The organism is Oceaniovalibus guishaninsula JLT2003 (genome assembly GCF_000299575.1).
GTDB classification, from domain to species: Bacteria; Pseudomonadota; Alphaproteobacteria; order Rhodobacterales; family Rhodobacteraceae; genus Palleronia; species Palleronia guishaninsula.
The window spans coordinates 1-12943 of record NZ_AMGO01000020.1 but is presented as its reverse complement, the minus strand read 5'-3'; the positions used below and the strand labels follow the sequence as shown (position 1 = coordinate 12943).

General features: G+C 69.5%; 12 protein-coding genes and 1 pseudogene. 3 read left to right on the top strand and 10 right to left on the bottom strand.

From position 1 onward, the window contains the following. Positions 1-16 precede the first annotated feature (16 nt). Both rimO and hemE read right to left on the bottom strand, forming a co-directional pair. On the bottom strand, positions 17-1387 hold the full coding sequence (rimO, locus tag OCGS_RS05610; protein WP_007426259.1) for a 30S ribosomal protein S12 methylthiotransferase RimO: 1371 nt from the start codon (positions 1385-1387) through the stop codon (positions 17-19). Positions 1388-1451: 64 nt separating this feature from the next. Further along, positions 1452-2483 (bottom strand): uroporphyrinogen decarboxylase, encoded by a 1032-nt coding sequence (gene hemE / locus OCGS_RS05605; protein WP_007426258.1) that lies wholly within the window; start codon positions 2481-2483, stop codon positions 1452-1454. Between the two features lie 78 nt (positions 2484-2561). Between hemE and hemC the strand changes: the two genes are divergently transcribed. Beyond that, positions 2562-3503, top strand: coding sequence for a hydroxymethylbilane synthase (gene hemC, locus OCGS_RS05600; protein WP_007426257.1), 942 nt, complete (start codon positions 2562-2564; stop codon positions 3501-3503). Positions 3504-3507: 4 nt separating this feature from the next. Here hemC and OCGS_RS05595 read toward each other — a convergent pair whose 3' ends face one another. From OCGS_RS05595 to OCGS_RS05585, 3 genes and pseudogenes are all read right to left on the bottom strand, one after another. After that, complete coding sequence (locus OCGS_RS05595) at positions 3508-4653, bottom strand: SPL family radical SAM protein (RefSeq protein ID WP_007426256.1); 1146 nt, start codon at positions 4651-4653, stop codon at positions 3508-3510. A 58-nt stretch (positions 4654-4711) separates the two neighbouring features. Then, positions 4712-6055, bottom strand: a pseudogene (locus tag OCGS_RS05590) (FAD-binding oxidoreductase). A 62-nt stretch (positions 6056-6117) separates the two neighbouring features. Next, complete coding sequence (locus OCGS_RS05585) at positions 6118-6735, bottom strand: arylesterase (RefSeq protein WP_007426253.1); 618 nt, start codon at positions 6733-6735, stop codon at positions 6118-6120. A gap of 76 nt (positions 6736-6811) precedes the next feature. Between OCGS_RS05585 and OCGS_RS05580 the strand changes: the two genes are divergently transcribed. Continuing rightward, positions 6812-7504 (top strand): ABC transporter ATP-binding protein, encoded by a 693-nt coding sequence (locus OCGS_RS05580; protein WP_007426252.1) that lies wholly within the window; start codon positions 6812-6814, stop codon positions 7502-7504. A gap of 22 nt (positions 7505-7526) precedes the next feature. Next, positions 7527-10049 carry an ABC transporter permease gene (locus OCGS_RS05575; RefSeq protein WP_007426251.1) on the top strand — a complete coding sequence of 841 codons (2523 nt, stop codon included), beginning with the start codon at positions 7527-7529 and terminating at the stop codon, positions 10047-10049. Positions 10050-10056: 7 nt separating this feature from the next. Here the strand turns inward: OCGS_RS05575 and OCGS_RS05570 are convergent, their stop codons facing one another. From OCGS_RS05570 to OCGS_RS05550, 5 genes are all read right to left on the bottom strand, one after another. Next, positions 10057-10680, bottom strand: a complete 624-nt coding sequence (locus OCGS_RS05570; RefSeq protein ID WP_007426250.1) for a DedA family protein — start codon at positions 10678-10680, stop codon at positions 10057-10059. A 101-nt stretch (positions 10681-10781) separates the two neighbouring features. After that, positions 10782-11075 (bottom strand): HPr family phosphocarrier protein, encoded by a 294-nt coding sequence (locus tag OCGS_RS05565; RefSeq protein ID WP_007426249.1) that lies wholly within the window; start codon positions 11073-11075, stop codon positions 10782-10784. Continuing rightward, the gene (locus tag OCGS_RS05560) at positions 11068-11502 is read right to left on the bottom strand and encodes a PTS sugar transporter subunit IIA (protein WP_007426248.1); all 435 of its coding nucleotides are present in this window, start codon (positions 11500-11502) and stop codon (positions 11068-11070) included. Before OCGS_RS05560 ends, OCGS_RS05565 begins: the two co-directional genes overlap by 8 nt. Next, positions 11499-12434, bottom strand: a complete 936-nt coding sequence (gene rapZ / locus OCGS_RS05555; protein ID WP_007426247.1) for an RNase adapter RapZ — start codon at positions 12432-12434, stop codon at positions 11499-11501. The genes OCGS_RS05560 and rapZ overlap by 4 nt, the downstream gene beginning before the upstream one ends. After that, the gene (locus OCGS_RS05550) at positions 12427-12888 is read right to left on the bottom strand and encodes an HPr kinase/phosphorylase (RefSeq protein WP_007426246.1); all 462 of its coding nucleotides are present in this window, start codon (positions 12886-12888) and stop codon (positions 12427-12429) included. The genes rapZ and OCGS_RS05550 overlap by 8 nt, the downstream gene beginning before the upstream one ends. Between the last annotated feature and the right edge of the window lie 55 nt (positions 12889-12943).

Genomic DNA, 12943 nt, shown 5'->3' with positions numbered 1-12943 from the left:
GCGGCGCCGGTCCGTGTCAAGCGCCCGTCAGCGACCCCCACAGATCGTATTCGCCGGCCTCGTCAACCGTGACCGTCACCAGATCGCCGGGCGAAAGGGCTTCATGCCCTTCGTCGATGTAAAGGTGCCCGTCGATTTCCGGCGCGTCTCCCATCGTGCGGCAGGTGGCGGCGTCGTCCTCGACCAGATCGACCAGCACCTGCATCCGCGTGCCCACCTTCGCGGCCAGCTTCGCCTCGGATATGGCCTGCGCGCGGGCCATGAAGCGGTCCCAGCGGTCCTGCTTGACTTCGGGCGCGACGTGATCCGGCAGGGCCGCCGACCGGGCGCCGGCGACGTTTTCGTATTGAAAGCACCCGATGCGATCCAGTTGTGCCTCGTCCAGCCAGTCCAGAAGCGTCTGGAACTCCGCCTCGGTCTCGCCCGGATAGCCGACGATGAAGGTCGAGCGCAGGGTGATGCCGGGGCAGTCGCGGCGCCAGGCGGCGATCTCGTCCAGGGTGCGGGCGGCGGCGGCGGGACGCGCCATGCGACGCAGCGTGTCGGGATGCGCATGCTGGAACGGAATGTCCAGATACGGCAGCACACCCGATGCGGGATCGGCCATCAGCGGGATCAGGTCGCGCACATGCGGATAGGGATAGACATAATGCAACCGCACCCACGCCCCTAGCGATCCCAGATCGCGCGCCAGCGCGGTGATCGGCGTGCGGTCCGCCCGGTCGGCCCAGTCGGTGCCATAGGCGGACGTGTCCTGGCTGATGACCAGCAGCTCCTTCACACCCGCCTCGACCAGCTTTTCCGCCTCGCGCATCACCGCGCGGTGGGGGCGCGAGGTCAGACGCCCGCGCATGTCGGGAATGATGCAGAAGCGGCACTTGTGATTGCAGCCTTCCGAGATCTTCAGATAGCTGTAGTGCCGCGGGGTCAGCGACACCGCCTGCGCGGACAGAAGATCGACGAAAGGATCGGGCGCGGGCGGAACGGCGGCGTGGACGGCATCCAGCACCCGTTCGTATTGATGCGGTCCCGTCACCGCCAGAACGCGCGGATGTGCGCCGGTGATATAGTCGGGTTCCGCCCCCAGGCAGCCCGTCACAATGACACGCCCGTTCTCGGCCAGCGCCTCGCCGATCGCATCCAGCGATTCGGCCTTGGCACTGTCCAGAAACCCGCAGGTGTTGACGATGACCGCATCCGCGCCGGCATAATCGGCGCTGATGCCATAGCCTTCGGCGCGCAGGCGCGTCAGGATCCGCTCGCTGTCGACCAGCGCCTTGGGACAGCCCAGGCTGACCATGCCGATGCTGGGCTGGCCCGCACGGCGCGTGTCGGAAATCCGGGCTTGGGCAAGGTCCGGGCGCAGGTCGGGCGGGTTCTGGGACATGGCGGCGCGATCCGGGGCTTGGGTGGCCTGCGCTAGTGCCACAGGATACCGCGCAGCGCCAGCCCTAGCCTTCGCGCAACGTCCGCAACATCAGCGTCACATTGTTGGGATCGGCGTCCGGCGTGATCCCGTGACCCAGGTTGAACACATGCGGCCCGCCCGAGAACGCGTCGCGGATGCGCCGCACCGCGTCCACCAGCGGCTGCCCGCCCGTCACCATGTGGCGCGGGGCCAGGTTGCCCTGCACGCAGCCGTCGATCTGCACGTTGCGGGCCGCCCACGCGGCATCGACGGAATCGTCCAGCGCCACGCAATCGGCCCCCGTCGCCTTGGCGAAACCGATATAGCCGTCACCGGCCTGGCGCGGAAAGGCGATGACCGGCACATGCGGATGCCGCGCCTTCAGCGCCGCAATAATGGTGCGCGTGGGATCGACCGCATAGCGCTGGAAATCCGCGCCCTTCAACGACCCTGCCCACGAATCGAAAAGCTTGACCACCTCGGCCCCGGCCTGGATCTGCTGGTCCAGATAGGCGATCGTGGCTTCCGTGATCCGGTCGATCAGCGCGTCGAAGGCGGCGCGGTCGCGGTCCTTCAGCGCATGGGCCGGTCCCTGGTCGGGGGTGCCGCGCCCGGCGATCATATAGGTGGCAACCGTCCAGGGCGCGCCGGCAAAGCCGATCAGCGCCACATCGGACGGCAGTTCGCGCGACAGGATCCGCACGGTTTCATAGACCGGCGACAGCACGTCGTGGATCCGGTCGGCGGGCTTCAGATCGTCGACCCCGGCGCGATCCTCGATCACCGACAGGCGCGGCCCCTCGCCGGTCACGAACCACAGATCCGCCCCCAGCGCCTGCGGCACCAGCAGGATGTCCGCGAACAGGATCGCCGCGTCGAAGCCGAAGCGGCGGATCGGCTGCAGCGTCACCTCGGCCGCCAGTTCGGGATTGTAGCACAGCGACAGGAAATCGCCCGCATGCGCGCGCGTTGCCTTGTATTCGGGCAGATAGCGCCCCGCCTGCCGCATCATCCAGGCGGGCGGCACGTCCATCCTTTCGCCAGCCAGCGCGCGCATCAGTTTCTTGTCGGCCATGCCGGTCTCCGTCCCGCGTCCATCCGGCGGGACGCTATCTGTTGTCAGCACCGTCCGACAGCCCTAAACCCGACGATCATGGACATGCCCGATCCCCAATCCCCGCTGAAGATCGGCACGCGCGGATCGCCCCTGGCGCTGGCGCAGGCCAACGAGACGCGCGCGCGACTTGCCGACGCGTTCCGCCTGCCCGGCGAGGCGTTCACCATCGTCGTCATCAAGACCACCGGCGACCGGGTGATCGACCGGCCGCTGAAGGAGATCGGCGGCAAGGGCCTCTTTACCCGCGAGATCGAGGAGGCGCTGTTGAGCGGCGGAATCGACATCGCCGTCCACTCGATGAAGGACATGCCGGTCGATCAGCCGGATGGCTTGCTGCTGGACACCTACCTGCCGCGCGAGGATGTGCGCGACGCCTTCATTTCGGTGAATGGCGATGCGGGGCTGGACGCGCTGGCCGAAGGGGCGGTCGTCGGCACGTCTTCGCTGCGGCGCAAGGCGCAATTGCTGCATCGCCGCCCCGACTTGGATGTGGTCGAGTTTCGCGGCAACGTGCAGACAAGGATGAGAAAGCTTGAGGATGGGGTGGCCGGGGCGACGTTTCTGGCCATGGCGGGACTGAACCGGCTGGGCATGGACATTCCGCGCAGCGCCATCCCGCCCGAGACGATGCTGCCCGCCATCGCGCAGGGCGCCATCGGGATCGAACGGCGCGCGGACGATATACGGGTCGCCGGGATGCTGGAGGCGATCCACGACGCGGCGACCGGTCAGCGGCTGGCGGCCGAGCGCGCGTTCCTGGCCGCCCTAGACGGGTCGTGCGAGACGCCCATCGCCGGCCTTGCGGACCTCGACGGCAAATCCCTGACGCTGCGGGGCGAGATACTGCGCACGGACGGGTCGGAGTCGCTGTCGGACGTCATCGATGGCCCGGTGGAGGACGGCGCCGATATGGGTCGCGCGCTGGCCGAACGGCTGCTGGCACGGGCCGGGCCGGGCTTCTTCGACTGGCGCGACTAGGCGATTACGTCCAGTAGAGGAACCGCGCCCGCGGCAGATGCCGCGCCAGCGACGCATCCAGCGCTGCCCGCATTTCCGCCATCAAGTCCTTGGGATAGACGAACTTCACACTGCCAAACTTGGTGCGCTTCTGACTGCGCACGGCCGGGTCCATCTCCAACGTCGTGGCCGGATACCAGCCCATCAGCACGTCGCGCGAACCGGGGGTGAAACGGTGGGTGATCAGCTCAACCGTCAGGTCGGCGCCGGGCGCCAGGGCACGGGCCGCATCGGCGAACAGGCGGTCATAGGCGTCCCGCCATCCCTCGACCGGCATGATCGGCGCCACGGTCAGCCCGACCGGATAGCCCGCCTGCGCCATCTGCCCCATCGCCGCCAGCCGTGCGTTCAGCGGCGCGGTGCCGCCCTCGAACCGGCGGGTGATCGCGGGAACGTTGACCGAGAAACGCACGCGCGTCCTGCCGCGATGGTCGAGGTCCAGAAGCGGCGCGACATCGGCGTACTTCGTGGTGAAGCGCAGTTGCACCGCCGCGTCCCATGCCCCGAAATGCGAGATCGTCTGCGACAAAGCGCCCGAGATCGGTTCCAGCGCCAGCGGATCGGTATAGCACGACGCCTCGAACGTGGTGCCTTCGTGGCGCCGCGCGGGATCGTCCGATGTGACGTGCCCCTGCCCCACCTTGTCGGGCAGAAGGTTCAGTATCTGCGGCAGGTTGGCGAACAGCCGCGTCACCGGCGGCCCCGACAGCGATCCGGCCAGGTAGCAATACTGGCAATGCGCGGGGCAGCCCGTGGCCAGATCGAAGCGCCAGTCGGCCGAAGGCGGGATGGGCTGCGGCCGCATCTGCGACGGCGGCGCGACGACCACGGCCAGCGTAGATTTGGCGCGGCGATAGGTCTCGGCCTCGGTCCCGCCTTTCAGGCCGGTGATGCGGTCCCCGGACAGTTCGACCACCTCGATCCCGGCGGCGGCGGCACGGTCCATCACCCGTTGCGCCAGGGGCCACGGGGCGGCGGACCGCGTGACCAGAACCCGCCGCGGCATCCAGTCGCGCAGCTTGGCGCGCGGCAGGTCGCGGGCCAGATCGGCCGGGTCGCGGCGCGGCGCAGGGTAGCGGGTCGGCGCGATATGGGGCGGCAGGTCGGTCATCCTCGAACAACGCCGCGCCTCGCCCGGCGATCCCGCGACGTGCTGCCGCGCCTTCGGATCAGGGCAGCACCTTGCCGGGGTTCATGATGCCCTGCGGGTCGAGGGCCGCCTTGATCGCGCGCATCACGTCCAGCGCAACCGCGTCCTTGCGGCGCGCCATGGATCCGCGTTTGTCCAGGCCGATGCCGTGCTCGGCGCTGAACGATCCGCCCAGATCGGCGACGATACTCTCGACAATCGCCATCGCGGCATCATAGGCGCCGTTCCCGTCGTCGGACGGTCAGATCGTCAGATGCACGTTGCCGTCGCCCAGATGCGACACGGTCATGAACCGGGCCTGCGGATCGCGCGCCGTGACATCGGCATAGGCCCGGCGCAGGAACTCGGCCACCCTGTCCAGCGGCACGCTGACATCGGTGATGATGCCGGGGCCGCCGGCGACGGTCAGCTCTCCGGCCGCCTCGCGGCGCGCCCAGATCTCGCGCCTTTGCGCCTCGCTGCGGGCCACGTTGGCATCCAGCACGCGCCCCTCCTTGATCATCGCGGCCAGCATTTCCTCCAGCCGGGCGACCACCGGCACGGCACCGTCCGGCCCCGGCATGGCATCGCGCGCGGCGGTGGCGCCGACCTCGACCATGATCGTATGGTCGTGATCGGCGTCGAAGGGACGCCGCGCCTTGGGATCGTGGGCCAGATGCGCGTCGATATAGTCGCGCGGCATGTATTCGAACGCCTCGACCGCGCCGCCGGTGCCTTCCTGCAAGGCGTTCAGCAGCGCCAGCGCATCGTCCAGCGACGGGACGGCGACCATCGCGGTCGCATAGGCCAGCGGCCTGGGTGCCAGCCGCAGCACCGCCGCCGTGACGATGCCCAGCGTGCCCTCGGCCCCGATGAACAGATCGCGCAGGTCATAGCCTGAATTGTCCTTCATCAGTTGCGACATCATGTCGAGGATGCGGCCATCCGGCAGCACCACCTCCAGCCCCAGGCACAGCGCGCGGGTATTGCCGTAACGCACCACGTTCGACCCGCCGGCATTGGTGCCCAGAACGCCGCCGATCCGCGCCGATTGCCGCGCCCCGAAGGTCAGCGGAAAGACCAGCCCCTGCGCCTCGGCCGCGTCGTGAAGCTGGCTGAGAACGACGCCCGCCTCGACCACGGCGATACGCGCGGCGGGGCGGATGTCGCGGATGCGGTTCATCCGTTCGAGGCTGATCGCCAGCGCGCCCTCGGCCACCGTGCCGCCCATCAGCCCGGTATTGCCGCCGAAGGGCACGACCGGAACGCGCGTCTCGTGCGCCAGGCGCATGATGGCCGCCACCTGCTGCGTATCGGCGGGCCGCAGGACGGCCAGCGGGGTGAAGGCATAGCGGCCCGTCCAGTCGCGGTCGAAACCGGCCATGTCGGCCCCCGTGCGCACATGCGCGTCGCCCAGGATGGCCCGCAGGCGTTCGAAAATGTCCATCAGTCCGGCCCCCCGACAGCACGGACCGTTTCGACCAGATCCAGCACCAGCGGCCCCAAATCCGCGACGATCAGCGCGACGCCATCGGCATTGGGGTGGATCCCGTCGGGCTGCATGTAGTCCGCCATCGCCGCCTTGCGGTCCGGCAGCGACTGGATCGCGCCAAGAAAGTCGGGCGCCAGCAGCGTGCCGTGCTGCGCGGCCAGATCGGTGAAGATCGCGTCGAACTCGGCCTGGTAATCCGCGCCGTAATTGCCCGGCGCCTTCAGCCCCGCCAGCAGGACGGGCACCCCCGCCGCATCCGCCGCATCGAGGATGCCGTCGATATTGGCACGGCTGACGGCCGGGTCCAGCCCGCGCAGCAGGTCGTTGCCGCCCAGCGCCACGATCATCGCATCCACGTCCGGCGTCAGCGTCCAGTCCACCCGGCTGAGGCCGCCCGCCGTCGTGTCGCCCGATACGCCCGCGTTCACGATCACGACATCGGCGCCCCGCGCGTTCAGCCAGCGTTCCAGTTGCGGCACGAAGCCCTGTTCCTGCACCAGCCCATAGCCCTGCGTCAGCGAATCGCCCAGCGCCGCGATCGTCACCGGATCGGCCGACGCCGCGGCGGGCACCAGCAGCGCCAGCGCGGCAAGGTTGGCAACCCGGCCCCGCGCCCCATATGCGCCAAGACCACGGCGGAGCCACCCGATGACCGAACCAGTCCTGTCCCTGAACGACGTCCAGCTCAGCCTGATGGGCAATGCGGGGCGCGTCGACATCCTGCGCGGCATCACGCTGGACGTGAAGCGGGGCGAAACGGTGGGGCTGGTGGGGCCTTCGGGATCGGGCAAGTCGTCTCTCCTCATGGTCATGGGCGGGCTGGAACGCGCGACCGGCGGCCGGATCACGGCGCTGGGACACGACCTGACCGCATTGGGCGAGGACGCGCTGGCGCGCTTCCGCAGGGACCATATGGGCGTGGTCTTCCAGTCCTTCCACCTGATTCCGACGATGACGGCGCTTGAAAACGTCGCCACGCCGCTGGAACTGGCCGGCGCGCCCGACGCCTTCGACCGCGCGGCGCGGGAACTCGATGCGATGGGGCTGGGCAACCGCAAGGATCATTATCCGTCGCAACTGTCGGGGGGCGAACAGCAGCGCGTGGCGCTGGCCCGCGCCGCTGCCCCCCGGCCGCAAATCCTTCTGGCGGACGAACCGACCGGCAACCTGGACGGGCCGACCGGGCAGACGATCATGGATCTGCTGTTCGGTCTGAATACCCGGCACGGCGCCACGCTGGTTCTGGTGACGCATGCGCCGGACCTTGCCGCGCGGTGCATGCGCACCATCCGGCTTGAGGATGGCCGTCTGGCGCACGCGCAGCGCGAGGCCGCGGAATGAGCGTTCGCACAAGGGGTCCGTCATGGCGCTAGGCGTCGCGTCCCGCATCGCCCGGCGCGAATTGCGCGGCGGGCTGAAGGGCTTTCGCATCTTTCTGGCCTGCCTGATCCTGGGGATCGCGGCCATCGCCGCCGTGGGCAGCGTCCGCGCCGCGATCGAGGCGGGCCTGTCGCGCGAAGGCGCGCGGCTTCTGGGCGGCGATATCGAGGTGCAGTTCACCTATCGCTATGCCCAACCCCAGGAACGCGCGGCCCTCGAGGCGCTCGGCGATGTGTCCGAGATCGTGAAGTTCAACTCGATGGCCGTGGTCGAGCGGCCCGAAGGAACCGAACGCACGCTAACGCGGGTGAAGGGGATCGACGACGCCCATCCGCTTTACGGCGCGGTGACGCTCGACCCGCCGATGCCGCTGGACGCGGCCCTCGCCGGGCCGGTGCCGGGCGCGGTCATGGAACGGGTGCTGATGGACCGTCTGGGTCTGTCGGTCGGCGACACGTTCCGGCTGGGCACGCAGAATTTCCGGCTGGCCGCGGCCATCGTCCGCGAACCCGACAGCGCCAGCGCCTTCTCGCTCGGGCCACGCACCATCGTCCGGGCGGCCGATCTGGCGGGTTCGGGCCTGCTGCAACCCGGCACCCTGTTCGAGACGGAATATCGCGTCCGGCTGCCCGAAGGTGCCGATCTGGACGCGGCGATCCGGCAGGCCGAACCGGCGCTGACGCAATCGGGCGCGCGCTGGCGCGACCGCCGCAACGGTGCACCCGGATTGTCCGAATTCGTGGACCGTCTGGCCGCGTTTCTGGTTCTGGTGGGGCTGGCCGGGTTGGCGGTGGGCGGCGTCGGCATCGCCTCTGCCGTGCGGGCGCATCTGGCATCCAAGACGGCCACCATCGCGGTGCTGAAGACGCTGGGGGCCAGCGGCGCGACCATTTTTCAGGTCTATGCCCTGCAAATCGGCGCGCTGACGCTGCTGGGGCTGGTGCTGGGGCTGGGTCTGGGGGCGGTCCTGCCGCTGGCCTTCGCCCCCCTGATCGAGGCGCGCCTGCCGATCCCGGCGGAAGTCGGGCTTTATCCCGGTCCGCTGGCCGAAGCGGCGCTTTACGGCATCCTTGCCGCCGCGCTGTTCACGCTGTGGCCGCTGGCGCGCGCGCAGGACGTCCGCGCGGCGGCCCTTTTTCGCGGGGCGCTGGACGACATGAGCGGTCTGCCGCGCCTGCCCTTCATCGCCGCCATCGTGGCGATTCTGGCGGTCCTGGTCGGCGCGTCGGCGATCCTGTCGGGCCTGCCGAAGCTGGCGCTGTCCACCGCAGGCGGTCTGGGTGGCGCGTTCGTGACGCTGGTGGGCGTCGCATGGCTGGCGCGTCATGCGGCACGGGCGCTGGCGCGGCTGCGGGCGGTGCGCGGACGGACGGCGCTGCGGATGGCGCTGGGTTCGGTCGGCGGACCGGGAAGCGAGGCGCTGTCGGTTATCCTGTCGCTGGGGCTGGGGCTGACGGTGCTGGCGACCATCGGGCAGATCGACGCCAATCTGCGCGGCGCCATCCAGCGCGACCTGCCCGCCGTCGCGCCCAGCTATTTCGTGCTCGACATCCAGCCGGACCAGATCGACGGCTTTGCCGCGCGCCTCGACGATGCGCCGGGCGTCGAGCGGGTCGAGACGGCGCCGATGCTGCGCGGCATCTTCAGCCGCATCAACGGCCGTCCAGCCGTCGAAGTGGCGGGCAATCACTGGGCGTTGGAGGGCGATCGCGGCGTAACCTATTCAGACCGGCCGACCGACCAGACGGTCGTGACCCAGGGCGAATGGTGGCCCGAAGATTACGACGGGCCGCCTCAGATCAGCTTTGCCGCCGAAACCGGCGCCGAGATGGGGCTGAAGCTGGGCGATACCCTGACCGTCAACATTCTGGGGCGGGACATCACCGGAACGATCACCAGCTTCCGCGATGTCGATTTTTCCTCGGCCGGGATCGGCTTCATCCTGTCGATGAACCCTGCCGCCTTGCAGGGCGCGCCGCATACCTTCATCGCCACCATCTATGCCGACGAAGCGGCCGAAGCGGCCATTCTGCGCGATCTCGCCGACGCCTATCCCAACATCACGGCGGTTCGCGTCCGCGACGCCATCGACCAGGTGACGGACATCCTGGCCGGGATCGCCGCCGCCATCACCTATGGCGCGTCCGCGACGCTGGTGACGGGGGCCGTCGTGCTGCTGGGCGCCGCCGCCGCCGGCGTGCCCGCCCGCACGTTCGAGGCGGCCGTTCTAAGGACGGTCGGCGCGTCGCGGCTGACCGTTCTGGGCAGCTTCGCGCTGCGCTGGGCGCTGCTGGGGCTGGCCGCGGGGCTGGTCGCCGTCGCCGCGGGGGCGCTTGCGGGCTGGGCGGTCAGCCGGTTCGTGATGGATACGGACTACCTTTTCGCGCCGCTGTCGGCGCTGGCCATCGTCGGGGGCGGTGTGATCGGAACGATGGCCTGCGGGCTGGCCTTCGCTTGGCCGCCCTTAGCCGCCCGCCCCGCCACGGTGCTGCGCGCGCAGGAGTGAGCGACGTTCACGCTTGGCGGTCCCCTTCGGCCCCGACCCGGCGGCGATAGGTCGCCACCCGCCACAGATAGATCCCGACGATGGCGACCACGACCACGGTCGAGACGGGGTTCAGCCAGTCCGACACGCGGCTGTATTGCGATTCCAGGAAATAGCCCGCCAGCGTCAGGAAGGCCGTCCAGGCGGCGGTGCCCAGCGTCGAATAGAAGACGAACTTGCCCAGCGGCATCGGCTGCAACCCGGCAGGAACGGAAATGAAGGTGCGCACGGTCGGGATCAGGCGGCCGATCAGCACCGCCAGCGCGCCATAGCGGTTGAACCAGTCCTGCGCCTGGTCGAATTCCTGCGGCGATACCGTCAGCCATCGTCCATGCCGCGCCGCCAGCCGCCTGATCCGCTCGGCCCCGATCTTCAGTCCGATCCAGTACCAGAACACCGCCCCGGCCAGCGACCCCGCGATGCCCGCCAGCAGCACGCCGATCAACCCAAGCTCGCCCGACGCGGCGTTGAAGCCGGCAAGCGGCATGATCAATTCGGACGGAATGGGCGGAAAGACGTTTTCCGCGAACATCAGAAAGGCGATCCCCAGATAGCCGACCTGTGCGATGATGCCTGAGATGAAATCGAACATGCCCGTCCTTCCGCCGCGATCCGCGCCCTTTGCGCGATTCGGGGCCGAAAGGCCAGTGCGAAGCGCCGGTCCGAGGCTTGCAGGCTGACGGGGCGCGGGGCCTACATCTGTTCGCCGAAGCGGCCGGCCACCAGCCGTTCCAGCGCGTCCGCCAGCTCCAGCGCCTCGGGGCCGGACGTGACGACCTCGATCGTCGTGCCGCGCGAGGCCGCCAGCATCAGAAGGCCCATGATGCTGTCGCCCGACGCGCTCAGCCCGTCGCGGCTGACCTCGGCCCTGGCGTCGTGAGCTTCGACAACCTCGACCAGCCGGGCCGAGGCGCGCGCATGCAGGCCCTTTTCGTTGACGATGGGCAGGATGCGCGTGACCGGGCCAGCCGGGCGTTCGTCAGCCATGCGTCGCCGTCCGTGCCTGCGTCATCGGCACCACCGTTCCGATCGGGCCGCTGATCGTGTCGATATATTTGCGCCCCGCCATCAGCGCGCGCTGGATCGCCTCGGCCATCGGCAGGTGCCGCGACTTGGCCAGCTTGATCAGCAGCGGCAGGTTCGCGCCATAGACGATATGGCGATCCTCCTGTGCGCAGGCCCGCAGGCTGAGGTTCGACGGCGATCCGCCGAACATGTCGGTCGCCACCACGACGCCGCCGCCGGTATCAACCCGGTCGGCCGCCTCGCAAATCTCGCGCTGCTTGGCCGCCCTGTCCGAATCGGGGTCGATGGCGATGGCGCGGATGCCCGGCTGTCGGCCGACGACATGTTCCACCGCGGCAAGAAATTCCCGCGCAAGCCCCCCATGGGCGACGATGACGATGCCGATCACGGCGCTGACCCCTTGCCATATTGCGACGGCATGCCGGCGCGGCGCTCAAGTTCCAGATGGCGAGTCGAGACGCGCCATCCTTCCGATGCAAGACGTTTCGCCAGCGCATCGACCACCGCGACCGACCGATGCTGGCCGCCGGTGCAGCCGATCGCCAGCGCGAAATGGGCCTTGCCTTCCTCCAGATAGGCGGGAAGAAGCGACAATACCAGTTCGACGATCCGCCCGAACGCCGCGTCATAGCGACGGTCCTGCGCGACATGCGCGGCGACGGCCGGATCGCGCCCGTCCAGATCGCGCAAGGCAGGGACCCAGTGCGGGTTGCGAAGGAACCGCATGTCCAGAACAATGTCGGCCCCCTGCGGCAGCCCCCGCTTGTAGGAAAACGACTCGATGGTCAGCGCCAGCCCCGGCGCCCCGTCCGGGGCGAAGCGGCGCGTCAGTTCTGCGCGCAAATCGTGGGGCGTCAGTTCGGACGTGTCGATCAGGTAATCCGCCCGCTCGCGCACCGGCGCCAGCAGCGCCAGTTCCCGCGCGATGCCCGCGTCGGGGGTTTCCTCGGGCGCCAGGGGATGCCGGCGCCGGGTCTCGGAATACCGGGTGCGCAGCGTGTCGGGCCGCGCGTCGAGATAGACCAGTTCCGCCTGCAATTCCGGCGAGGCCGCCAGATCGTCCATCATCCGCAGCATGGCGGCGGGGCTGAAATGGCGGTTGCGCACGTCTATGCCCAGCGCCAGCGGCCGGACCTGCGCGCCGTCATCGGCCTGCAACAGCCGCCCGATCATCGAGATGGGCAGATTGTCGATGGCCTCGAACCCCATATCCTCCAGCACGTTGATGGCCGTGGATCGCCCGGCGCCCGACGGCCCGGTGATCAGCACCAGCCGCGCGGCCGCCGTATCGGGCAGCCGGGCGGGCGCGGGATCAGTCATCGCGGCACAGGGCATCATCGCGTCGAAGGGCAAGCATCAGGACAGCACCCAGATGGGACACGCCGGCGCCGGCCGACAGGGGCAGCGCCACGCCCATGATGTCGCAGTCCCGCGCCCGCGGCAAGCGCCCGTCCGGCCGCAGGGTCAGGTCGACGACCAGATGCACCCTTGCGGACGGAACGTGATCGACGCGCAACAGGCCGAAGCCCCGCGCCTCGATCCGGCCGGCAATGGCGGGGGGCGGCGACGCGACGATGGCATCGCCGATGCGTGCCAGAGTCGTGCGGTCGTCCGAAACCAGGGACGCGCCGCGCGACAGCATGTCGATGGCGGTCCCCGACTTGCCCGCGCCGGAGCCTCCGCGCAGCAGCACCGCCCGCCCGTCCACGGCCACGCAGGTCGCGTGCACGATGACCGGACCGCCCGGCAGAGGCCCGACGGACCGGCCGGTCATACCGGCAGACCGACGACGAAACGCGCGCCCAGCGCGTCCGAGGTGGGGTCGGATT